The sequence below is a fragment of the Bordetella genomosp. 11 genome (assembly GCF_002261215.1).
In the GTDB taxonomy this organism is placed as follows: Bacteria; Pseudomonadota; Gammaproteobacteria; order Burkholderiales; family Burkholderiaceae_B; genus Bordetella_C.
In genome coordinates this window covers 3,105,976-3,129,109 of sequence record NZ_NEVS01000004.1, presented here as the reverse complement: position 1 = coordinate 3,129,109, position 23,134 = coordinate 3,105,976, and the positions used below count along the sequence as shown (strand labels likewise).

Below are 23,134 nucleotides of genomic sequence, written 5' to 3'. Positions count from 1 at the left end.
GTTCGTGACGCGGTGACACTGGGACCCCGCGCAGGCGCGGTTACGCGCCCGGATGTCCCCCAAGCTATGGTTCAATGTGGGTGCACGGGCGTGGCGCGGTTCCGGCCACGCCCTTTCTTTGGCTCCGTTTTCCCTAGGTACCATGCACCGACGATCACTGCTCAAAGCCTCTACGGCCTTGGCGGCCTGCACGGGCTTGCCAGCCTCTTTCCTGCTTGCCTCGCCCGCTTTCGCGGACATTGCCGACGGCGAAGCCAAACCCTTCAGCTTCGAACGCCTGCAGGATCGCGCCAAGGCGCTGGCCACGCGCCCGTATGTGGACACGCGCGAGGTTCTGCCCCCCACGCTGGCGAACATGACGCCGCAGCAGTTCAATGCCATCCAGTACGATGCCGCGCATTCCCTATGGGGACGCAAGGGCAAGCTGGACGTGCAGTTCTTTCATGTCGGCATGGGGTTTCGCACGCCGGTCCGCATGCATAGCATCGACCCGAAGACCCGCATCGCCAAAGAGGTGCATTTCCGGCCGGAGCTGTTCAATTACGACAGCAGCGGCGTGGACGTGGGGCAGCTCAAGGGCGACCTGGGATTTTCCGGCCTGAAGGTGTTCAAGCAACCGAATATCGACAAGTACGACATCGTGTCCTTCCTGGGCGCCAGCTATTTCCGCGCCGTGGACAACACCGGGCAGTATGGGTTGTCGGCGCGAGGCGTGGCGGTGAATACCTACATCGGAACGACCGAGGAATTTCCCGACTTCGTCGAGTTCTGGTTCGAGACTCCGGCGCGGGACAGCACGCGCTTCGTGCTGTATGCGCTGATGGATTCGCCCAGTATCACCGGGGCTTATCGCTTCGACATCAATTGCCTGTCTGACCGCGTCATCATGGACATCGACGCGCATGTCAACGCCCGCAAGGACATCAAGCAACTGGGCATCGCCCCCATGACCAGCATGTTCAGCTGCGGCACCAACGAACGCCGCATGTGCGACACGATACATCCGAAGATCCACGATTCGGATCGGCTGTCCATGTGGCGCGGCAACGGGGAATGGATTTGCCGGCCGCTGAACAACCCCGAACGCATCCAGTTCAATGTGTACCTGGACAACAATCCGCGCGGCTTCGGCCTGCTGCAAACGGACCACGATTTCAGGTCGTACCAGGACACCGTGGACTGGTATAGCCGCCGTCCCAGCCTATGGGTGGAGCCCACCACGGCGTGGGGAGAGGGGGCCATCAACCTGATGGAGCTGCCCACCACCGGCGAGACCCTGGACAACATCGTCGCGTTCTGGAACCCGAAGGAACCGGTCAAGGCGGGGCAATCCCTGCATTACGGCTACAAGCTGCACTGGGCGGCGCTGGCACCCGTGCAGCCTACGCTGGCGCGCGTGCTGGCAACGCGCACCGGCATGGGCGGCTTCACCGAAGGGTGGGCTCCGGGTGAACACTATCCCACTGTGTGGGCGCGCCGGTTTGCCATCGATTTCGTCGGCGGGCCGCTGCACGGCATGGACAAGAACGAACGTATCGAATCCGTGATCACGGTCTCGCACGGCCGCACCCAGGACTTCCAGATCTTCGCGCTGCATCCCGAGGTGGAGGGCTTTCGAGCGATGTTCGATTGGTATCCCACCAGCGACAGTACCGACCCCGTGGAAATGCGCGGCTTCATCCGGCGCATCAGCGACAAGCAGGTACTTAGCGAGACCTGGCTGTATCAGTATTTCCCGCCGCCGCCGGATAAGCGCCGGTATACCTGACCGCCCAGGGGCCGTGGACACGGTCGACCGAGTCGGGGGCGGAATCGCCCGATGAAGGGACGCCCGGCAGGCAACTGCCGGGCGTTTTGCCGTCTGGCGCCGAAGACGCGGCGCCGCATTCCGGTAAAGGCAATCGCCAGGGTCTTGAAGCCGCTGCCCCGGCCCAGGGGGAATCTCCAGGGACGGTCACGCCTCTGCCCGCGCCGCCTGCGCGGCATCCGCTTAAGCGGTCTGTCATGCGGGATAACGCATCATTGTCGATGCGGCAACGATGGTATACCGTAGCATACTAATAAACATGGCCGGGTCCCAGAGACATCGGCCGATTCCAAGGTGATCGGAGACAACGATATGAAGCTGCCTTGCCGCATGGTCCTCTACGCCCTTATGACCCTGGCCCCATACTCTGTCGCGCACGCGGATACGGCGTCCGGCGGGTCCTATCCCAACCGGCCGATACGCATGATCTCGCCCTATGAGCCGGGAGGCGGGGTGGACATCATGGCGCGCATGGTGGCGCGGAACCTGACCCAGGAACTCGGCGTGTCCGTCGTGGTGGAAAACCGTCCTGGCGCGGGCGGCGTGGTGGGCACCCAGTCGCTGACCGCCGCCGCGCCGGATGGCTATACCTTGATCCTCGATTCGCCATCCCCGCTGGTCGTCGCTCCCTACCTGGTAAAGAAACTGAACTACGACCCGCAGAAGGATCTGGAGCCCGTCAGCCTGATCGCCGACGTCCCGGCCGTCCTGCTGGTCAAGAACGACTCGCCCATACACACAGTGAAAGACCTGTTGGATCTGGCGCGCAAGGAGCCTGGCAAGTTGACCTTCTCGTCCTCCGGCCTGGGCGGCACGGCGCACCTGTCGGCGCAGTTGCTGAAGGTGCTTTCCGGCGCCGATATGCTGCACGTCCCGTACAAGGGGACGGCGCCGGCCATCCAGGCCGTGATGACAGGCGAGGTGACCATGACCTTCGCCGATATGACGGCCGGGCTGGCGTTCGTGAAAAACCATCAGCTGCGCGCGGTGGCGGTGACGACGCCGCGGCGCAACCCCGCGCTGCCCGATGTGCCGACCGTCGCGGAAACCGTGCCGGGGTACGCGTCCAGCGTTTGGTACGGCGTGCTGGCGCCCAAGGGTACGCCCAAGCCGGTCATCGACAAGCTGCAACGGGAAATCGTCAAGTTCGTGCACGCGCCGGCCGTGAACAAAATGCTGGTCGACGAAGGCGCGGAACCCAAGGGATCGACGCCGGAGGAGTTCAGGGAATTCATTCGCAGCGAAAGCCAGCGCTGGGGAGACGTCATACGCAAGTCCGGCATTCAACCGCAGTAGCTGTACGTCGGCATGGGCGAAATTCGTGGTGCCGGCCGGTGTTCCTGGAGAAATCATGCTTTTGATCAATAACGAAGTCGTCGAGAAAGTGCTGACCATGCGCGAGTGCATCGAGGCACAGGAACGCGCCTTCGCCGGCCTGCTGACCGGCGCGGCGATCGGCCGTCCGCGCATCGACATGTATGTGCCCTGCGACCGCGACGACGGCTACTACCGCTGGGGAACGGTGGACGGCACCAGCGACGGTATCCTTGCCGTGCGCCTGAAGTCCGACATCCTGGTCTGGCCGCGCAACGAGGGCGCGGGCGGCAGCGAGCAGAAATTCTGCATCGAACCCGGCACCTACTGCGGGCTGGTGTTCCTGTTCAGTACCGGCAACGGCCAGCCGCTGGCACTGCTCAACGACGGTCACCTGCAGCATATGCGCGTGGGGGGTGCCGCCGGTATCGGGACCCGGCTGCTGTCGCGCGAGAACTCCCGCGAATTGGGCATCATCGGCTCGGGCGGCATGGCCCGCACCTTCCTGGAGGCCATCCTTGCCGTGCGCGCGATCGCGCGTGTGCGCGTCTTCAGCCGCAACCGCGAAAACCGCGAGCGTTTCGCCCGGGAATGCGCCGAACGTTTCGGCGTGGAAATCGTGCCGGTCGATACGCCGCGCGATGCCGTGCGGGGTGCCGACATCGTCGCCACCTGCACGGACAGCATGGCGCCGGTGCTGCAGGCCGATTGGCTGGAACCGGGCATGCACGTGGTGGTGCTGACGCCGCGCGAGATCGATGCCTCCATCGTGCAGCGCTTCGACGTCGCGGTCCAGCAGGGCAGGGAAGAACTGCCGATGCCCGAAACCGAACGCTTTCGCAAGGGAATATCCGGCAGCCCGGGCGCCTACGTGGCCGGAACGGAAGAAGAACAGCAGCGGCTGCCCAAGCCGAAGAAAGCCCGGCTGCCGACCCAGGATTGGCCCGTGTACACCGACGTGATATCCGGCAAGGCACCGGGCCGCACGCGGGATGACCAGATCACCTTCTACTACACGGTGGGCAACTGGGGCGTGCAGTTTTCATCGGTAGGCGGGGTGGTGTACAGGAAGGCCAAGGCGCAGGGCCTTGGCCACGAATTGCCGCTGGAGTGGTTTATCCAGGATATCCGGAACTAGAGGCGGCGCGCGATCGCTCGAACAGCCAGCGTCGCTGCGGAGCCATGCAAGCCCCTTCAGTACCGGTATCCCAGTGTCAGCAATACCGTACGGTCGTCCCCCAGCGCGACCGCGTTGCGCAGCCCGCCGGCGAAGTACTGCTTGTCGAACAGGTTCCTGACGGTCAGCGCGGCGCGCCAGTGGTCCGCGTTATAGGCGATGCCGGCATCGGCCACCGTATAACCCGGGATTTCGTAGCCGTAGGCGTGGCGGCTGCTTTCGCCGCGCACGCCGCCATTCAGTTCCCACCCCAGCAGGGCGCCATGCAGGCGGTAGCGGGCGGTCATGGTAAAGCTGTGGCGCGGTACGTTGTCCAGTGGATCGCCCTGCGTCGACGGTGACTGGCCGCCGTCATCGGTGATCACGGCCGCCGTGTAGGCATAGCCGCCCAACAGGCTCAAGCCGTTGCCCAGGTCCGACACGATGCCGAATTCGGCGCCGCGGGAGCGTTGTTCGCCCACGGCGATGCTGAAGCCATCGTTGACGGGGTCGGCCTGCAGCACGTTGCGCCGGCGCAGGTCGAAAACGGCGAAGGTCAGGTTCGTATCGCCGTCGTCCAGGTCCACCTTGACGCCGGCTTCCCATTGGCGACCGGTTTCCGGATCGAAGGCATTGCCGTCGACGTCCGTACCGCTGTTCGGAAAGAACGAGGTGGCATAGCTAACGTAGGGCCGTACGCCGGGCCACAGCTCGTACATGATCGCCGCCGAACCTGTCGTGGCATTCGACGGATTGTCGGTGCGGGTGCCGTCCAGCGTATTGGTGGCATAACTGGATGCGTCATCGCGGCGCAGGCCCGCCAGCACCCGCCAGCGTTCGCCCAGTTGTACCTGGTCGCGCACATAGAAGCCCAGCGACCGTATCGTGCTGTCGCTGGCGGTGCGCGGGGTGGCGGGGCAGACAATGGGGCTGCCGTATGTCGGGTTGTAGACATCCAGCGTGCCGACCCTGCAATTGAAATTCTGCACGGTTTCGCGGGTGCGCAGGTAATCGGTGCCGAATGTGACTTCATGCTTGCCGAAGGCGGTGGCGAACGTCCTCTGGGCATTGGTGTCCAGGGTGATCGTGTCGCCGCTCCAGCTTTGATCCGTGGCGGTGCGGCTCAGCGTGCGGTTATCCCGCGCCAGCGTGCCGTTGGTCACGACCTGGCCGGTTACCGAATACTCCTGCCACCGAAGGTTCTGATTCACGGTCCAGCCGTTGTCGAAGCGGTGGGTCAGCGCGTATCCCACGCGGGTTTCGAAGGCACGGTATGGGTCCTGGCCCGGCTCGCCGATGAAGCGGTCGCGCGGGATGCTGCCGTTGGGGTTGGGCAGCACGGACCCGGCCAGCGGCAGGCCCTGCTGGCGCACGTAGCGGCGTTCCTGGTAGCTGGTCAGTATCGTGAAGTCGGTGCGCGACCCGAGGTCCAGCGACAGGGACGGCGCGATCCATCGGTTCTTGAACCACACGTAATCGGTTGCATCGTGCGAGTTCTCCGTCAGGGCATTCAGGCGGAACGCGGCTTTACCGTTGTCCGAAAGCGGCGTACCCATGTCGATCGCGCCCTGGTACATGTCGTGGCTGCCGACGGTCACGTCCGCATTGGCGAAGGCCTCCGGTTGCGGCCGCTTGCTGACCATATTGACCAGGCCGCCCGGCAGGACCAGTCCGTAAAGCAGGGAGGCCGGCCCTTTCAGCACCTCGACCTGCTCCAGGCCGTACAACTGTTCGGCCACGCGACTGGTGGCCGATGTGCGCAATCCGTCCAGGAACAGCGAATCGGAGGCGACCTGGCCACGAATGATCAGGTCGTCCCAGCCTCGACGGCCGAATTGGTTGGCCACCACGCCCGGTACATTGTGCAAGGCATCCGCCAGCGTTTGCGCCTGCTCGCTGTCCAGCACCGACCGCGGCACCACCGTGATCGACATCGGGGTTTCCGACAGCGGCACGGAAGACTTGTTGACCTGGGGCGGCGTGACGGGATTGAACGGGGCGTCGGCCTCGCCGTCGCTCACGACATGCACGGTCGGCAGTTGGGCCGTTCCGGCATGCGCGGCAGGCGCCGCCTGGGCAGGGTTCGATGGGGATGGAGTAGCGGGTACGTTTTGGGCCAGTGTGTTTGCCGGCGCGAGCGCGACCAGGCCGACGAGGAAAAGCCGGGAGGGGGAGGATGCCATGGGGCCAGGATGCGAGCCGATTAGATACAAAAATGATAACGATTCGCATTAATAGTAACGTCAGTGTGCAAAAGGTGCAAGGGACGGATGGCATCCGCGGCCCAGCCTTAGTCCGGGAGAACCCACACGATTCCCTTGGGGGCCAGCCCGACGTTTCGGCCGGCCCAATGAAAAAAGGCGGCATTCGCCGCCTTTTTGCCGGTAGGGACCCTTACTTCTTCATCGCGTCGCCTTTGCCCATGGCGTCGTGCTTGCCCATGGCATCGCCCTTGCCCATGGCGTCATGCTTGCCCATGGCGTCGCCCTTGCCCATGGCGTCATGCTTGCCCATGGCATCGCTTTTGCCCATGGCGTCGCCCTTGCTCATGGCGTCGCCCTTGCCCATGGCGTCGCCTTTGCTCATGGCATCGCTCTTGCCCATCGCGTCGTGTTTCATCGCATCGGCGGCGAAGGCGGAGCCGGCGGCAAAGGCCATGCAAACCGACAGGACGGCAGCGGAAATCTTCTTCATAACGGTACTCCTTCAGGTGGATCGATAGGGTCGAGAATGCGCGGAAAAACCCGCGCGGTTGAGAAAATCAGCTGCCACCGAACCAGTTGTAGCCCTGGTCTTCCCAGTAGCCGCCCGGGTACGAGTTGGTGACGAAGATCGCCTGGATATGCTTGGGGTTCTTGTAGCCAAGCTTGGTCGGCACGCGCAGCTTCATCGGAAAGCCGTACTCGCGGGGCAGCGTCTTGCCGTCGTAAGTCAGCGCCAGGATGGTCTGCGGGTGCAGCGCGGTAGGCATATCGATACTGGTGTAGTAATCGTCGGCGCACTTGAATCCGACGTACTTCGCCGTCGTGTCCGCGCCGACGCGATGCAGGAAGTCGGAAAACTTCACGCCGCCCCAGCGGCCGATGGCGCTCCAGCCTTCCACGCAGATATGCCGCGTGATCTGGTCCGACTGCGCCATCTGGCGCAGCTCCTCCAGTTTCCAGGACCGCTTGTCGGCCACCATGCCGGTCACTTCCAGCCGGTAGGTTTCTTCGGCGACGGTAGGCGCCTGGTCCACGTCGTAGAAGGCATTGAAGGGGAACGGCCGGGTGATCATGGATTCCGGATACGTCTGCGCCATCGATGCGGGCCGGAATATCGCGTCCTGCACGCGGTCGTTCCATCGCGATACAGCCGTCAAGGCCTTGCCGACACTTTCGTTGTCGTCCAGCGAGCAGCCCGTAAGCATGGCCAGTCCGCCCAGTGACAGTGTCCGCGTCAGGAACGCACGCCGTGCCGGCTCGTCTACCCGCCGCGCCAGGATGCCGCGCGCTTCCTTCAGTGCGAGTTCGCCGTCGATCGCCTTGTTGTTGCCACGTTTGAATATCATGGGGATCTTCCTAGCGTCCGATGATCATGGTGCGCAGCGTGCGCGGCACCAGGGCCACCATGACGACGTGCACGATGACGAAGGCCAGCAGCAGCGCCATCGCGCTGAAGTGCACCACGCGACCGGTGTCGTACCCGCCCATCAGCGCAACCAGGACGCTGAACTGCACCGGCTTCCAGATGGACAGCCCGGACAGCACGAGCACCGCCAGGTCGGCGATGACGAACAGATACGCCGCCTTCTGGACATGGTTGTATTGGCGGAGGTCCGCGTGCGAGAGCTTGCCCCGCAGCGCGGCGACGGCGTCATGCACGATGCCGCGCGGGGTAAGCGGGAAAAAGCGCCGTGCCAGGCGGCCGCTGGCCAGGTTCACCGCCAGGTAGACCAGTCCGTTGCCCACCAGCAGCCACATGGCGGCGAAGTGCCATTGCAAGGCGCCGCCCAGCCAGCCGCCCAGCGTCAAGCCATTGGGAAACCGGAAATCGAACAGCGGCGAGGCGTTATAGACGCGCCATCCGCTCATTACCATCGCAAGGACCGCCAGCACGTTGATCCAATGGGTCAGGCGCAGCCAGCCCGGCTGCACGCTTCGTCTGTCCGTCCGTGGCGGATCCGCGGGATTCGCTGGGTTTGACATGGCTTCTCCTGACATGCCGGGTTGATTTGCGCCATTGTGCGATGGGCTCGATATCCAAGTCCTCACGGTCTCTTAAATTAAATGTGATAACCGGGCGGGCCGGAATTGCCGACAATGGCATCGGTATTTCCTTTCCATTCCATTGCTTCCGGGACGCTGGCATGAAACGCCTCACCCTTACACAGAGGCTGTCGCTGGTCTTCGCCGTGTCGTTGCTGGCTTGCAGTGCCGTATCCGCCTGGTTGCAGATCGGCACCAGCGCGCGTCACGAGCAGGAAGTCGTGCAACGTGTTTCCTTCGGCCTGGCCGGGCATATTGCCGGGACGGCCCAGCTCATGGACAGCAACGGCTGGCGTCCCCAGGCGGCGCGCACGCTTTTCGATCAGCTCATGGCGGTCAATCCGTCGGTGGAGCTCTATCTGCTGGACAACAGCGGGCGTATCGTCGGCGATGCCGCGCCGGCCGGGCATTTGAAGCGCGGACGTGTCGACCTGGCGCCCGTCGCCCACTATCTTGCGGGCGAACGGCTGCCCATCCTGGGCGACGACCCGCGCAGCCTTTACGGCAGGAAAGTCTTCAGCGCGGCGCGCGTACAGGTCGACGGCGCGAACGCGGGATATGTGTATGTCGTTCTCCAGGGGGAGAATCACGACGCGGTGGCCGATGCGCGGGCGGGCGACCGCATGCTGAGGCTCTCGCTCTGGATCCTGGGCTTCATCGCATTGCTGGCGCTCGCCATGGGGCTGATCGCCTTCCGCTCGATCACGCGCCCCCTGCGGGCGCTGACCGACGTCGTCCGCGGCTTCGACGCCAATGGCGAGCATGCCGCTGCATTGGGCGAGCCGGGGGCCGGGCGGACTCCCGTCGACGAGATCGCCGTATTGCGAGATGCGTTCGGCCAGCTCGGTCGACGCATCGTCGAACAGTGGGGCGAGTTGTCGCGGCAGGACCAGCAGCGGCGCGACCTGATCGCGAACCTCTCGCATGACCTGCGCACCCCGCTGACATCGCTGCACGGTTATCTGGAGACGCTGCGCCTGAAGGACGCAGTCCTGGACGCGCCGCAACGCAGGCGCTATCTGGATATCGCCCTGGACCAGAGCCGCAAGGTGGGCCACCTGGCGCAGGAACTTTTCGGTCTGGCGCGCCTGGAGTCTGGCCTGGTCCATCCCGATCTGGCGGTGTTTGCATTGCCGGACCTGGTGCAGGACGTCGTGCAGAAGTGCGAGCTGGCGGCGCACGCGCGCCGCCAGCGCATCGATGTGGATATCGCCCAGTCCTTGCCCCTGATCCGCGCGGATCTGGGCATGATCGAACGGGTGCTGACCAATTTGCTGGACAATGCCATGCGGCATACGCCGGAAGGCACGCATGTCCGGCTCAAGTTGAGCGTTGCCGGCGGCAGGGTCGCCGTGGAGGTGGCCGACGATGGGCCGGGAATTCCGGCGGCCCTGCGCGACAATCTGTTCGTCCATGCCTGCGCCCTGCGTCGGCCCGGCGGGGAAAGCGGCGGACTGGGCCTGATCGTCGTGCAGCGGCTGCTGCAGCTGCAAGGCGGTACCATCCAACTGATCGGTAGCGTGCGCGGGACGACGTTCCGCTTCCACATTCCCATCGCCTGAATGCCCCGCATCATCCGGGGGAATTCGTGTCGGCCATGACTCCACGGCGCCGGCCCGGGTGAACCCAAGGGCAGCCCTGCCTTTTCGCCACTTCACCTATGAGGCTTGAAATGAAACCTGTAAAAGCAGTGGTCTTCGATCTTTATGGCACGCTTTATGACGTGCATTCGGTCGCCCGCCAATGCAGCGGGTTCTACCCCGGCCGCGGACTTGAAATCAGTGCGATGTGGCGGCAGAAGCAGCTGGAATACACCTGGCTGCGCACCCTGATGGGACAGTATCTGTCCTTCGAGGCGGCCACGGAAGATGCGCTGGTCTTCACCTGCCGGCAACTGAAGCTGGCGCTGGACGACAAGACCCGGGCGACGCTGTGCGATGCGTATCTGCACCTGCAGCCCCACCCGGAAGTTCCGGCGGCCCTGTCCGCGCTGCAGCGGTGCGGCTTGCCCCTGGCCATTCTTTCCAATGGCTCGGTGCATTCGATCGACAGCGTGGTGGGTAACTCCGGGCTGCGGCATCATTTCGCGGAACTGATCAGCGTGGACAGTGTGCGGCTTTTCAAGCCGCACACGAAGGTCTACGAGTTGGCGGAGACCCGTTTGGGGCTGCACCGCTCGGACATTCTTTTCGTGTCCTCCAATGCCTGGGACGCCGCCGGCGCACGCCACTTCGGCTTCCCGGTCTGCTGGATCAACCGCGCCGGCAACAGTTTCGATGAACTGGGCGTGCAACCTGACATGACCGCTACCTCTATGGATGCCTTGCCCGGCCTGGTCGACCGGCAAGCCGGCGCAGCCTGATCGCGGGATCAGCCCCCCGGCGCAAGTTGAAAAGCCATTTGCCTCCGGTTAAAAGCGAGATTCATCCCAGCTTTGACGGAGATCGAGATGGCGACAACAGGCGCTGCCGGGGCGACCAAGAGCGCACGGGGAAGCAAGCTTCCCATGGGCCTGATCGCGGGGATCGGGGCCATGGTGGTCGTGTTGCTGTTGCCATTGACGCCCGACCTGCCCGCGGCGGGGCACCGTATGCTGGCCATCCTGGTATTCGCGGTGGTGGTGTGGGTAACGGAAGCCGTCTCGTACGAAGCCAGTGCGATCATGATCACGACGTTGATGGCGTTCCTGCTGGGAACGGCGCCCGTCGTCGGCAATCCCGCATCGGTATACGGCACCTCGGCGGCCATCGGCATGGCATTGACCGGTTTTGCCAATTCGGCGCTGGCGCTCGTGGCGGGCGCGCTTTTCATCGCCGCAGCCATGACCTACACCGGGCTCGACCGCCGGATCGCGTTGGTGACGCTATCGAAGATAGGAACCAGCACGCGGCGCATCCTGATCGGCTGCATCGCGGTGACCATCGTCCTTAGCCTGGTGGTACCCAGCGCTACCGCTCGCAGCGCGGCGGTGGTGCCCATCATGATGGGCGTGATAGCGGCATTCGGCGTCGATAAGCGGTCGAATATCGCCGCCGGCATCATGATTATCGTGGCGCAGGCTACCAGCATCTGGAACGTCGGTATCCAGACCGCGGCGGCGCAGAACCTGTTGACGATAGGTTTCATGGAGAAAATGCTGCACGCCCGCGTGACCTGGTCGGACTGGCTGGTCGCGGGTGCGCCGTGGGCCGTCGTGATGTCCGCCGTGCTGGTCTTCCTTGTGCTGAAAATGCTGCCCCCTGAAAGCGACAATATCGCCGGCGGAAAGGAGGCCGTCGAAGAATCGCTGCGCGAGCTCGGTCCCATGACGGGCGCCCAGAAGCGCCTGATGGCGGTTTCCGTGCTGCTGCTATTGTGCTGGGCCACGGAAGGCAAGCTCCATCGCTTCGACACGACCTCCACCACCTATTTCGGCCTGGTGCTGTTGCTGCTGCCGCGCATCGGCGTGATGACATGGAAGGACGTTCAGTCGCGGATCCCGTGGGGAACGGTCATCGTGTTCGGGGTGGGCATCAGCCTGGGGACCGCGCTGCTGACGACCCATGCCGGTCAATGGTTGGGCGCGAAAGTGGTGGAAAACACGGGCCTTGCCCAGCTGGGGCCGCTGGGCATTTTCTCGATACTGGCCGCCTTCCTGATCGTGATTCACCTGGGCTTCGCCAGCGCAACGGCGCTGACCTCGGCCATGCTGCCGATACTGATCTCGGTGCTGGCGACGCTGCCCGGCGATTTCAACCCCTTGGGCATGACGATGCTGCTGGGCTTCGTGGTCAGCTATGGATTTATCCTGCCGATCAACGCCCCGCAGAATATGGTCTGCCTGGGAACCGAAACATTCACGGCCAGGCAATTCGCCAAGGTGGGAATCGCCGTGACCGTGATCGGTTATGTGCTGATGCTTGGATTCGGACTGACGTACTGGCGCTGGCTGGGCTGGATGTGATGGCTGGGCGAACCGCCGCCCGGCATCAGAACGTGTAGCGCCCCTGCAGCTGGAAAGCCTGCGCCGAGACATTGCCGGTATCGAAAAGGCGATCGTAACTCGCCGTGATATCGACCGCCTTGCCGAGCGGCAGCGTCAGGCCCACGCCAGCCGTCAGCATGCCGCGCGACGGTGCCACGCCGGGCAGCGTGAAGCGCGTGCCGTCGCTGGCCGCGGCCGCGACGGTGCGGCTGGCATCCAGGGTTTCATAGGCATAGCCCACCCGCGCCTCGACCAGCGCGGGCCGCGCCGCCCCCGTGGTGAAGGGCAGGCCCACGGCCAGCTGCGCGTACGGCTGCAGGCTGTTGATGTCCTGCGAGCCGACGTGCAGGTTCTGGCTGGTCGAACCGTTTTCGCCGAAGCTGTCGGCATGGAAGTACTGGTAGCGCAGGCCCACGCGCGGCGTGATCGTGAAGCGGCCCGTCGCCAGCGGCAGGCTGGCCTGCAGCCCGGCGGTGATCTCCTGGCCGTCCGTATCGCCCTTGGCGCTGCCCAGTCCCGCGAAGGAGCGCCGCGATTGCAGGAAGTCGTAGGCCGCGCCCACCGTGGCAGCCACGTCGACCGGCCCCAGCCGGCGGCTGCCATAGCCGGCCACGCGCACCGTGTCGATCTTGCCGCTGGCATCGTCCTCGGAGACATCGGTGTGGCTATAGCCGCCGGCGATACCCAGCGTCCAGTCGCCCACCTGGTGATCCAGCCCGGTCAGGAAACCGTAGTGGCTGTCCTTGTAGCTGGGCGCGTCGTCGTTGCCGCGCACATGCGCCGTATCCGAGACGATCTGCGCCCAGGCCTGGCGGCCGGGGCGTGCGCAGTCGGCCGCCGACGCGGCGTCCGCGCAGGCTTGTCCCAGGCGCGAGAGCAGCGTTTCGTTCACTCGCTGGCCTTCGCGGATGGCGGCCGAGCCCATGGCCCCGAAGATGGTGGCGTTGGTGGGCTTGACGACCACCGTGCCGCCGCCCGTGCCGCCACCGTTATCCGTACCGCCGTTATCGGTGCCCGCCGGCGACAGCGTCAGCGTGCTGCCATCGGCCAGCCTCTGCACGCTTTGCGCGAGTTCGGCCGGCGCGTTGCTGGTCACGCTGGAGAACTGGCCGCTCACGCTGGACGCATCGATGATGCGGTAGGACGCGGCGCTATAGGTGCCCGGCCCGTACAGCACGTTCAAGGTCCCGCCCAGCGTCGCCGTTCCGCCGACCTTCAGCTGCGAGGCCGCGGTGGGGCTGACATCGACGAACAAGGTGCCCGAGGGCGACTGCGTATAGTTGCCCGCGATGGTCAGCGTGCCGATGGATCCGCCCGGCCGCACCACACCGTTGTTGGTGACGCTGCCGCCGATCGTGCCGTGTCCGCGCAGGGTCCCGGCCGATCCCACGGCAACGTCGCCCAGGATGCTGGCGCCGGCGTGGTCGGCATCGCCGATCTCCAGCGTACCGGCATCGACCGTCGTGCCGCCGGAGTAGGTATTCGCGCCGTTCAGGATCAGCAGGCCGTTGCCCGTCTTGGCCAGCCCGCCGTTGCCCTGGAGCACCGAATCGATGGTGGCGTTGACGTTGTCGTCCACTTCGATGGCCGAGGCGGCGGCGGTCAGGTTGATCGGACTGCCCGTGACCCGGTAGCCGTCGGTGGAAAACTGCATGCCGCTGACCTTGATCGCGCCCAGGCTGTTGTCCACCGTGACGGTGCCGGCGGTGCCGCCGAATACCGGGCGCACATCGGCGGTATCGAGCTTGCCATTGCTGGTGCCATCGGTACTGGTCCAGTTCGTGCCGGTCGCCGTCCAGGTGCCGGAGCCGCCGGCGATGGTGCCGTCCGCGGCGGTGTTGGCGCCGTCCCAGTAATGATGCTGGGCATCGGGCGCCAGCGTGGCGACCAGGTTGCCGCCGACCGTGCTCAGCTGCGCGAGCAGGCCGTTGTTCACCGAGACGAATGCCGTGTTGCCGCTATAGGCGGCGCTGCCCGCCGCGCGCACGACGGAGTAGGTCTGTCCCGCGGCCAGGCTGCTTCCGCTCAGGCTGATGGCCGAGTTGCTGACCGACGCGCTGCCACTGACGTCCAGATACCCGTACGTCGTGGCGTTGGCCGCGTTGATCGCCAGGCCGCCGCCGGTCTGGGTGTAGTCGCCGTGCACGGTGATGGGATTGTTGATCTGCAGGGTCGCGCCGTTGTTGATCACGGCATAGCCGGCATTCACCCCGATGTCGTCGTTCAACAGCAGATTGCCGCTGGTGAACACCAGGTTGGCTCCCGTGAGCTTGATGAAGCCTTTGTCGGTTTCGGCCAGGCCGCCGCTCAGGCCGGTCAGTGTGCCGATGGCCGTGCCGCTGCCGCCCGCGATCATCAGGTCCTGCGTGCTGGCGGACGTGATGTCGCCGGCGATAAGACCGCTGTTGGCGATCGTGCCGATCGCACTGCTGGCGTCGATCTGTATGGCGTTGTACAGGCCAGTGATGGTGCCGCTGTTCGTGACCGAACCGATGCTGCCGCCCGTCCGCACCAGCAGGCCTGTATAGGGCGATGGCGTGCTGACACCCAGATCGGTCACAGCGGAAGCGATCGTCCCCGTGTTGTCGATGGCCTGTATGGTGGTGGCGGCTTCGGCCACCACGCCCGCGAAAGCGCCCCGGATCGTGCCGCCGTTGTCGATGAGTCCGATAGAGCCGCCATTGGCATCGATACCGTAGGCAGCATCGCCGGCAGTGCTGGTGCCGGCGATAAGGCCGTGATTGCTGATCGTGCCGATGGTGCCGTTGTTCAGGATGCCCGCCGTGACACCGGTGATGCTCCCGCTCGCCGCGTTGATCACCGTGCCGATGGTGCTCCCGGCGGCGCCGCCTATGCCGGCGCCCCCCGTGGAGGTCGCCAGGATCGAACCGTTGTTGACGATGGTGCCGATGCCGGTGAGCGTTCCGACGGTGGCCACGGCCGCGATGGCGGCCTGCGTGCTGCTCGACGCCGTGATGGTCCCGTTGTTGGCCACTGTGCCGATGCCCGATATGGCGAAGCGACCGTCGGCTTCGACTCCATACCCATCCGAGCCGATGATGATGCCGGTGCTCGCGTTCGTGAGGCTGGTGACCGTGCCAACGTTCCGAAGCGCGGTCGGACTGATTATCGTGCCTTCGTTGATAATGGCCGGCACCAACGTTCCGGCGCCGATCCCGACGCCTTCCGAGCTACCTCCGCGGATGATCCCCTGATTGAGCAACGTGCCGACCGAACCGGAGGCATTGAGCGCGTACGGGAGGGGATTTGCGGTCCCATCGACGACGCCGGTGCTGGTGATGATGAAATCGCCGGCGCTCCAGGTCACGCAGCCGGAGTTCGTCGTTACCGGCCCCGTGGTCACGCACTGGGCAAGCGCTCCACCGGCCCCCGCGAGGAACAATCCCGCGCCGAATGCGGCCCGGGAGACGGTCAGATACTTGGAGTGGCGGCGCTGGCGCCGGAAATTGCGGATTTTCATCGATTCAACACCAGGGCTACGAAGGTGCGAATGTGATCGCCGCCTTGTCCGTTTATTGCAATTTGAATCGAGAGTAACAAAACATAATTATCATGTCTTGATTTTGGTACGCGATTTGTCAAATTACAACGGCGCCCCGCATGGCAAAGCCCTATGGACCGTGCCGCATGCTCATCCGTTTGTGGAGCGGGAGCCACTCGCGACGATTTATCGACGGGTCTTTCGCACCAGGCGCTCGGCCTGGGAAAGCAGTGCCCCGTAATCGTATGGCTTGTCGACGACCAGATCGAACAAGTGAGGGCTTTGGCGAGCCAACAGGCCCTGGCCGCCGGTACAAAGAATGATCGGCAAGTCCCGCGTGTTTCCGTCGGCGCGTAGGGCCTGGGCCAGTTCGAGCCCCGTCATCACGGGCATCATGAAGTCCGTGATGACCAGATCCGGTCGCTGCGCTTGCATGAGCTCCAGTGCCGCGCGCCCATGCGGCGCCGTAAGGGCGACGTGGCCCGCGTCCCGCAGCATGACGGCCAGCATCTCCGCGAGCAGGATCTCGTCATCCACGACCAGGATCAATGCCATGAGGAGCGGTCTCCTTGCGGTTTTCCCTTCATCGTCAATATGCGCCGGGGTTTTCCGCCTCATCGCCCGTGTCGCGGTCCTCTCCCCACCTGGGGCCTATCAGCAAGCCGCTGTCCGTGATGGCGAGAATGTGCGTGTGGCTGTCGAATGCGCTGTCGCGCATCTTCTCGATGGCGATCGTGCCCTCAGGGCCATGGTCCGTCTCGATCCGGCGCATCATGACGATGTTGTCGAACATGCCGGAGAGCTGTTCCATGGGCGCTTTTGCACTTTGGTCGAGGATCTCGCGCGATTCCCACGTCACCAGAGTCGTCACACCGGTAGCGCGCAGGCGGTTGGTAAGCGCCGTGAAAAATTCGACCAGCCTGGAGCGATGCGTGGCCGCTCGTTCGAAACCTCCGACGCCATCGATGAACAGCCGCGTCACGCGATGGCGCGTGACCAGCGCGAGCAATTCATGGCCCAGGCGATCGAGCAGGTTTTCCGCCAGGGGCGTCCACGCCAGATGCACGTGGTCCGGCGACAAGCCGATGCCCAAGGTGGAGGCTTTGCGTTGCAGCAGCGCCAGCTTCTCGAAGAAACCGAAATGCAGGGCGGGCTCTTCGGCGCAGCCCGCGCTAAGGAAGTGCAGTCCCAGGGTGGTCTTGCCCGCGCCTGTCGGTCCGGCCACCAGCGTGATGGACCCACGCGGGAGGCCGCCGCACATCAGGCCATCCAGGCCGTGGTTGCCGCTGGTGACGCGTTGCCCCAGCATCGCGGGCGCGGGTGGGATCAGCGGCCATGCGACGGCCTCGATCCGCGGATAGAGGGTCACGCCGGATCGCGTGATTTCATACTGATGCAGGCCGCCGATGGCGGGGCTGCCGCGCGATTTGCGGACTTGCAGCTGGCGGACCGTGCGTACCCCGAAGATTTCGTCGCCGAGGTCGATCACTCCGTCGACCATGGTGTGTTCCGGGCTGCTGTCGTCCAGCCGCGTGCTGGTCAGGAACAGAACCGTACATCCGACGAAACCGGCCTGCCCCTGGACCTCGGCCACGAAAGTCTTGACGTCCAGATCCGTCGCGGCGCGATCGCGGGCGTTGAGCAGGCCGTCGAAGATCAGCAAGGTGGCCTGGTGGCGCCTGGTTTCCTGCCGCAGCAGCTGCACTACCGCGCCCAGGCCTTCCTCGCGCAAGGACTGGAAGACGCTGACATAGGTGACTTTTTGGCCCAGGTACTCCGCATTGAAAAAGTCCAGCGTGGACATCGCCTGGAATAGCCGTTCGTGGGTTTCAGCCAGTAGCGTCACGTAGAGGACTTTGCCGCCGTTGGCGGCATGCGAAAACGCGATCTGGTTGCACAGGATGGTTTTCCCCGCCCCCGGGCGGCCCTGGATGATATAGGAAGCGCCTTCGACGAATCCGCCGTGCAGTATGCGGTCCAGCCCGTCTATGCCACTCGCCGTGCGTGCGAGATGCCGTGCCACTGTTTCCTCCCTTCTTGCCGCCGCGCTCGTGGCGGTCCGTGTTTCAGACGCACGTCGCCAGCGCCGTGCCCAGCCCCGGCGGGCGTTCAGCTTGAGGCCGGCCTTTCGCACTTGTCGTGCCCGGGGCTTGGGGATTGTCGGCACGCGGGTTCTACAACCTTGGGCCTAATCCTTTCTGGCGGGCGTACCGATGAGCCTGGGGGACTCTTGCCGCGGTGCAGCATCGAAATTCACGCATCGCCACGTTGTAAACGTTTTCGAAAACGTTTACATTGCCACATCGTCATTCGTCCAGGCAGCGAGGTCATGCCCGACATCCGCGACGTCGCCCAGCACGCAGGCTGTTCCATCGCGACCGTATCGCGCGCCCTGAACGCGCCGGAACAGGTGCGGCCAGAGATGCGGGCGCGCGTGGAAGCCGCGATCGCGGCCCTGAAATTCCGCCCTAATTCCTTGGGCCGCCAGTTACGTGGCGAAAGAACCGGCTTGATTGGCGTCATGTTGCCGACCCTCTCCAACCCGGTATTCGCCGATTGCGTCGAAGGCATCGAAGCCGCGCTGGCCGGCACCGACAGCCGCGTGCTGCTCGTCACCACCCAATACGACCCGGACCGCGAACGCAACGCGATCGAGACACTCTTGCGCCAACGTGTGGACGGGCTCCTGCTGACCCTGGCCGATGCCGGCCGCAACTCCCTGCTTGCGGACTTCGCCGCCGAAGGCGTTCCGTATCAATTGCTCTACAACGACACGCCGAACCAGCCTTGCGTTTCGGTGGACAACCGCCGCGCCGCCGCGGATGGCGTGGCCATGCTGATTGAACAGGGACATCGCGATATCGCGATGGTCACCGGCGCCCTGCATGCGTCCGATCGCGCGAAACGGCGCTATGAAGGCTACCGCGATGCCATGCAGGCCGCCGGCCTGATGCCGTGGCCGGCGGTGGAGGTGGACTTCAACGTCGGCGCGCATGCTGAATCCATGCGGGAAGCCCTGACGCGCGGCACCGATGCGCGCTGGCATCCCACGGCGCTGTTCTGCAGCAACGACCTGCTGGCGCTGGGCGTCATGCGCGCGCTGCGCCAGACCGGCATGCGGATCCCGGACGACATGTCCATCCTGGGTTTCGATGGCTTGGTCTTCGGCGAACTGACCGCGCCGACCTTGGCGACTGTGCGGCAACCCAGCGCTGAGATCGGGCGCCGTGCCGCGCAAAGGCTGCTCGCGCATATCGGTGGCCGGGACGCCGCCGGCGACGCCTTGATCCTAGAACACGAGGTGCGGCTGGGCGGAACCGTCCGTCCATGCGAAGCACCGCTTCGATAGCGTTCACCAAAGGAGAGACAAGATGAGCTTCAAGACAAGAATCAGGCAGGCGTTGTCCGCGGGAGCGGGCGTCCTGGCCTTGCTGGCCACGCTGGCCGCCACGCCCGCGCAGGCGGATCCGACGGTGATCTGCTACAACTGTCCGCCCGAATGGGCGGACTGGGCAGGCCAGGTCAAGGCCATTGAAAGCGATCTGGGCATCCGCGTGCCCCTGGATAACAAGAATTCCGGGCAGGCGGTGGCGCAAATGATCGCCGAACGCAACTCGCCGGTGGCCGATGTCGTTTACCTGGGCATTACGTCGGCCATCGAGGCGGCTAAGAAAGGCTTGCTCGCGCCGTACAAGCCGGCGCACTGGGACCAGATCCCCACCGACTTGAAGGACCCCGACGGCCTGTGGTTCTCCATTCATTCGGGCACCATCGGATTTTTCGTCAATCGCGATGCGCTGGAGGGCAAGCCGGTGCCCAAGTCGTGGGCGGACCTGCTCAAGCCCGAATATCGCGGCATGGTGGGCTACCTGGATCCCAGCAGCGCCTTCGTCGGCTATGCGTCGGCCGTGGCGGTCAACCAGGCCCTGGGCGGCACGATCGATAATTTCGGCCCGGCCCTGGAGTACTTCAAGAAGCTGAAGCAGAACGACCCCATCGTGCCCAAGCAGACCTCGTATGCGCGCGTGCTGTCCGGCGAAATCCCCATCCTGCTGGACTTCGATTTCAACGCCTACCGCGCCATTTACAAGGACCACGCCAACGTCCAGTTCGTCATTCCGGCCGAAGGGACGGTGGCGTTGCCGTACGTGATGGCGCTGGTCAAGGGCGCCCCGCACGCGGCCGACGCGAAGAAAGTGCTGGACTACACGCTATCCGACAAAGGACAGGCGCATTGGGCACAGGCCTACCTGCGGCCGGTGCGGCAGGGGGCGATGGACCCGGAACTGGCCAAGAAATTTCTGCCAGCGAGCGACTACGAGCGGGTGCGACCCGTGAACCTGGAGCAGCTTGCCGCCAGGCAGGCCTCCTTCGGCCAGGACTACCTGAAGAACGTTCGCTGATCGCGCCGCCGCCGGCCAAGAGACAACCATGCAAGACTTGACCCTGCCGCGCGGTTGGCGCGTGGCCATGCTGCTGCCCGCCCTGGTGGTGTTCCTGGCGTTCTGGCTGATGCCGATCGCCGTGCTGGTGCGCATTTCCGGCAACGGCGACGCGATCCAGGCGTACCGGGCCGTCCTGACCAATCCTCGGTACCTGGACAGCCTGTGGCAGACGGTGCTGCTGTCGCTGCTGGTGACCCTGGCAACGCTCGTGCTTTCGGTGCTGGCCGGCCTGTTCCTGACGCGGCATGAATTCCGCGGCAAGTCCATGCTGATCTCGATGCTGACCTTGCCGCTGGCCTTTCCCGGCGTGGTGGTGGGTTTCATGGTCATCATGCTGGCGGGTCGCCAGGGCCTGATCGGCGACCTGACGCTCAGGCTGTTCGGCTTCAAGGCCGTGTTCGCCTATTCCCTGGCGGGACTGTTCCTTGGCTACCTGTATTTCTCGATCCCGCGCGTGATCCTGGCCGTGATGGCGGCGGCCGAATCGCTGGATGCCTCTCTGTACGAAGCAGCCGCGTCGCTGGGCGCACGTTCGTGGGCGCTGATGCGCGACATTACGCTGCCCGCGCTGGCGCCCGCGCTCATCGCGTCGGGGGCGATGTGCTTTGCCACGTCGGTGGGCGCCTTCGGCACGGCCTTCACGCTGGCCACCGACATCGATGTGCTGCCGATGACCATCTATACCGAGTTCACCCTGAACGCGAACGTTGCTACCGCCGCCGCGCTGTCAGTGGTGCTCGGCGTAGTCACCTGGGGCGTGCTGATGCTGGCGCGTAATTTCTCCGGCCCTTCCGTGGGCGCCGCGGGCTAGGGGCGGCGGCCCCGTGAAGGAGCAATCGATGAAGCGTGTTCTTTTCATCCTGCAGCTGGCGCTGACGCTGCTGATGTGCGCATTCCTGCTGGTTCCGGTCGGCATGTCCATCATGGCCGGGCTGACGCAGAACTACTTTCGCGGCATTTCCTCCGGGTTGACGCTGAAGTGGGTGATCCAGGTCTGGCACGATTACCAGGGCGCCATTCTCAATTCCCTGTACGTCGCCCTGGCCACGTTGGCCATCGTCGCCGTGCTGGGCGTGCCGGCCGGATACATCCTGGCCCGCTGGCGCAGCCGCTACGCCCGCTGGATCGAGGAACTCCTGACGCTGCCCATCGCGCTGCCCGGCCTGGCCAGCGCGCTGGCGCTGATCAGCGTCTATGGCGGCGTGCGTGCCTTCCGCGAGAGCTTGGCGTTTATCGTGGCCGGCCATGTCGTCTTCACCTTGCCGTTCATGGTGCGCGCCGTATCTGCCGCCTGCGCGGACGGGCGCATCAAGGTGCTGGAGGAGGGCGCGGCCAGCCTGGGCGCGCGCTTCCTGCGACGCTTCTTTACCGTGGTGCTGCCGAACATCCGGTCGGAAATCGTGGCGGGGGCGTTGATTGTCGTGACCCTCTCGCTGGGCGAGTTCAATCTGACCTGGATGCTGCATACCCCGGAAACCAAGACCCTGCCGGTAGGGCTTGCCGATGCCTATGCATCGCTGCGCCTGGAGGTCGGCAGCGCCTATACCGCCGTGTTCTTCCTGATCATCGTGCCGCTGCTGGTGCTGCTGCAGGTCACCGGACGCGGTAGGCCGCGCACCGCCAAGCGCTAGGGCCGTCTCCCTGAATTTCCATCCATGAAACTCACATCCATACCCATCCGCCTGGAGCGGTGCAGCAAGACCTTCAACGGAAACATCGTCCTGCAGCCGCTGGATCTGCAGATCGGCGCGGGCGAAACCCTGGTGCTGCTGGGGCCGTCGGGGTGCGGCAAGACGACGACGCTGCGCTTGATCGCCGGACTGGAACGTCCCGATGCCGGCGGCCGCGTGCTGTTCGGCGACGACGACGTCACGCGGCTCGCCATCGAGGACCGGCGCGTCGGCATGGTCTTCCAGAACTATGCGCTGTTTCCCAACTTCACCGTGCGCGGCAACGTCGCCTATGGCTTGAAATTGCGGCGGCTGCCTGCCGCGCAGATAAAGCGCCGCGTCGACGAATTGCTGGACATGGTCCAGCTGACGGCCCTGGCCGACCGGCCGATCGCCCAGCTGTCCGGCGGACAGAAACAGCGCGTGGCGCTGGCCCGTGCCCTGGCCCCGGAGCCGCGAGTGCTGCTGCTGGACGAGCCGCTTACCGCGCTGGACGCCAAACTGCGCGAGACGGTACGCGCCGACATGGATAAGCTGCTGCGCGACCTGGGCGTCACGACGGTCTATGTCACGCATGACCAAGACGAAGCCATGGCCCTGGGCGACCGCATCGTGGTGATGAGCGCCGGCCGCATCGAACAGATCGGCACGCCGCGCGACATCTATTACCACCCGTGCAGCCGGCACGTGGCGAACTTCGTCGGTACGCTGAACAGGCTTAGCGGAGACTGGCGCGATGGCGCCTTTCACATGGACGGCGGCGCGCTGGACTATCCGGGCGGCGATACGGCGACACGCGAACTGTTCTTCCGGCCGGAAGACGCCATCGTGGGCGCGGCCGACGGCGCGGCGCTGGCCGGCACCGTCGATGCGGTGCAGTTCCTGGGCGACCGCACGCGGCTGTCGCTGGCAGGTATATCCGGCGCCGGTCCGGTCCTGGTGGAAGTCTCCAGCCGGACTTCGTATGAACGCGGCCAGCGCGTCGGCCTGACGCTGGCCTCCCAGGCGGTATTTCCCCTGAACGGATGA

At 64.9% G+C, this 23,134-nt stretch carries 18 protein-coding genes; 11 read left to right on the top strand and 7 right to left on the bottom strand.

The genetic code is table 11. From position 1 onward, the window contains the following. Positions 1 to 142 precede the first annotated feature (142 nt). The 3 genes from CAL28_RS21725 to CAL28_RS21715 all read left to right on the top strand — a co-directional run bounded on the left by CAL28_RS21725 (position 143) and on the right by CAL28_RS21715 (position 4,259). Positions 143 to 1,768 (top strand): glucan biosynthesis protein, encoded by a 1,626-nt coding sequence (locus CAL28_RS21725; protein WP_094843268.1) that lies wholly within the window; start codon positions 143 to 145, stop codon positions 1,766 to 1,768. A gap of 351 nt (positions 1,769 to 2,119) precedes the next feature. Beyond that, on the top strand, positions 2,120 to 3,103 hold the full coding sequence (locus CAL28_RS21720; RefSeq protein ID WP_094843267.1) for a Bug family tripartite tricarboxylate transporter substrate binding protein: 984 nt from the start codon (positions 2,120 to 2,122) through the stop codon (positions 3,101 to 3,103). Positions 3,104 to 3,158: 55 nt separating this feature from the next. Continuing rightward, on the top strand, positions 3,159 to 4,259 hold the full coding sequence (locus tag CAL28_RS21715) for an ornithine cyclodeaminase family protein (RefSeq protein WP_094843266.1): 1,101 nt from the start codon (positions 3,159 to 3,161) through the stop codon (positions 4,257 to 4,259). Positions 4,260 to 4,315: 56 nt separating this feature from the next. Here the strand turns inward: CAL28_RS21715 and CAL28_RS21710 are convergent, their stop codons facing one another. The 4 genes from CAL28_RS21710 to CAL28_RS21695 form a co-directional block, all read right to left on the bottom strand. Continuing rightward, entirely contained in the window at positions 4,316 to 6,460 is a 2,145-nt protein-coding gene (locus CAL28_RS21710; protein ID WP_094843265.1) for a TonB-dependent siderophore receptor, read from the bottom strand. A gap of 211 nt (positions 6,461 to 6,671) precedes the next feature. After that, positions 6,672 to 6,971: a hypothetical protein gene (locus CAL28_RS21705; RefSeq protein WP_094843264.1), complete on the bottom strand. Its 300-nt coding sequence runs from the start codon at positions 6,969 to 6,971 to the stop codon at positions 6,672 to 6,674. 67 nt (positions 6,972 to 7,038) lie between these two features. After that, positions 7,039 to 7,827: a molybdopterin-dependent oxidoreductase gene (locus tag CAL28_RS21700; RefSeq protein ID WP_094843263.1), complete on the bottom strand. Its 789-nt coding sequence runs from the start codon at positions 7,825 to 7,827 to the stop codon at positions 7,039 to 7,041. A gap of 10 nt (positions 7,828 to 7,837) precedes the next feature. Then, the gene (locus CAL28_RS21695) at positions 7,838 to 8,464 is read right to left on the bottom strand and encodes a cytochrome b/b6 domain-containing protein (RefSeq protein WP_094843262.1); all 627 of its coding nucleotides are present in this window, start codon (positions 8,462 to 8,464) and stop codon (positions 7,838 to 7,840) included. 161 nt (positions 8,465 to 8,625) lie between these two features. Here CAL28_RS21695 and CAL28_RS21690 point away from each other — a divergent pair, with 161 nt between their 5' ends. The 3 genes from CAL28_RS21690 (at position 8,626) to CAL28_RS21680 (ending at position 12,467) form a co-directional block, all read left to right on the top strand. Then, positions 8,626 to 10,086 carry a sensor histidine kinase gene (locus CAL28_RS21690; RefSeq protein WP_094843261.1) on the top strand — a complete coding sequence of 487 codons (1,461 nt, stop codon included), beginning with the start codon at positions 8,626 to 8,628 and terminating at the stop codon, positions 10,084 to 10,086. Positions 10,087 to 10,196: 110 nt separating this feature from the next. Next, positions 10,197 to 10,886, top strand: coding sequence for a haloacid dehalogenase type II (locus tag CAL28_RS21685; RefSeq protein ID WP_094843260.1), 690 nt, complete (start codon positions 10,197 to 10,199; stop codon positions 10,884 to 10,886). An 87-nt stretch (positions 10,887 to 10,973) separates the two neighbouring features. Beyond that, positions 10,974 to 12,467, top strand: coding sequence for a DASS family sodium-coupled anion symporter (locus tag CAL28_RS21680; protein ID WP_094843259.1), 1,494 nt, complete (start codon positions 10,974 to 10,976; stop codon positions 12,465 to 12,467). Positions 12,468 to 12,492: 25 nt separating this feature from the next. Here CAL28_RS21680 and CAL28_RS21675 read toward each other — a convergent pair whose 3' ends face one another. The 3 genes from CAL28_RS21675 to CAL28_RS21665 all read right to left on the bottom strand — a co-directional run bounded on the left by CAL28_RS21675 (position 12,493) and on the right by CAL28_RS21665 (position 18,013). After that, positions 12,493 to 15,969, bottom strand: a complete 3,477-nt coding sequence (locus tag CAL28_RS21675) for an autotransporter domain-containing protein (RefSeq protein WP_094843258.1) — start codon at positions 15,967 to 15,969, stop codon at positions 12,493 to 12,495. 207 nt (positions 15,970 to 16,176) lie between these two features. Beyond that, entirely contained in the window at positions 16,177 to 16,545 is a 369-nt protein-coding gene (locus CAL28_RS21670) for a response regulator (protein WP_094843257.1), read from the bottom strand. Positions 16,546 to 16,579: 34 nt separating this feature from the next. Then, a complete protein-coding gene (locus CAL28_RS21665; protein WP_094843256.1) occupies positions 16,580 to 18,013 on the bottom strand; it encodes an ATPase domain-containing protein in 1,434 nt (477 codons plus the stop codon). Between the two features lie 306 nt (positions 18,014 to 18,319). On the opposite strand from CAL28_RS21665, the gene CAL28_RS21660 reads away from it, so the two are divergent. The 5 genes from CAL28_RS21660 to CAL28_RS21640 are packed head-to-tail and all read left to right on the top strand — an operon-like array spanning position 18,320 to position 23,134. Continuing rightward, a complete protein-coding gene (locus CAL28_RS21660; protein WP_094843255.1) occupies positions 18,320 to 19,339 on the top strand; it encodes a LacI family DNA-binding transcriptional regulator in 1,020 nt (339 codons plus the stop codon). Between the two features lie 22 nt (positions 19,340 to 19,361). Beyond that, positions 19,362 to 20,393 (top strand): ABC transporter substrate-binding protein, encoded by a 1,032-nt coding sequence (locus CAL28_RS21655; protein WP_094843254.1) that lies wholly within the window; start codon positions 19,362 to 19,364, stop codon positions 20,391 to 20,393. A 28-nt stretch (positions 20,394 to 20,421) separates the two neighbouring features. Next, positions 20,422 to 21,246 carry an ABC transporter permease gene (locus CAL28_RS21650; RefSeq protein ID WP_094843253.1) on the top strand — a complete coding sequence of 275 codons (825 nt, stop codon included), beginning with the start codon at positions 20,422 to 20,424 and terminating at the stop codon, positions 21,244 to 21,246. Between the two features lie 28 nt (positions 21,247 to 21,274). Beyond that, on the top strand, positions 21,275 to 22,066 hold the full coding sequence (locus tag CAL28_RS21645) for an ABC transporter permease (RefSeq protein ID WP_094843252.1): 792 nt from the start codon (positions 21,275 to 21,277) through the stop codon (positions 22,064 to 22,066). Between the two features lie 24 nt (positions 22,067 to 22,090). Continuing rightward, positions 22,091 to 23,134: an ABC transporter ATP-binding protein gene (locus CAL28_RS21640; protein ID WP_094843251.1), complete on the top strand. Its 1,044-nt coding sequence runs from the start codon at positions 22,091 to 22,093 to the stop codon at positions 23,132 to 23,134.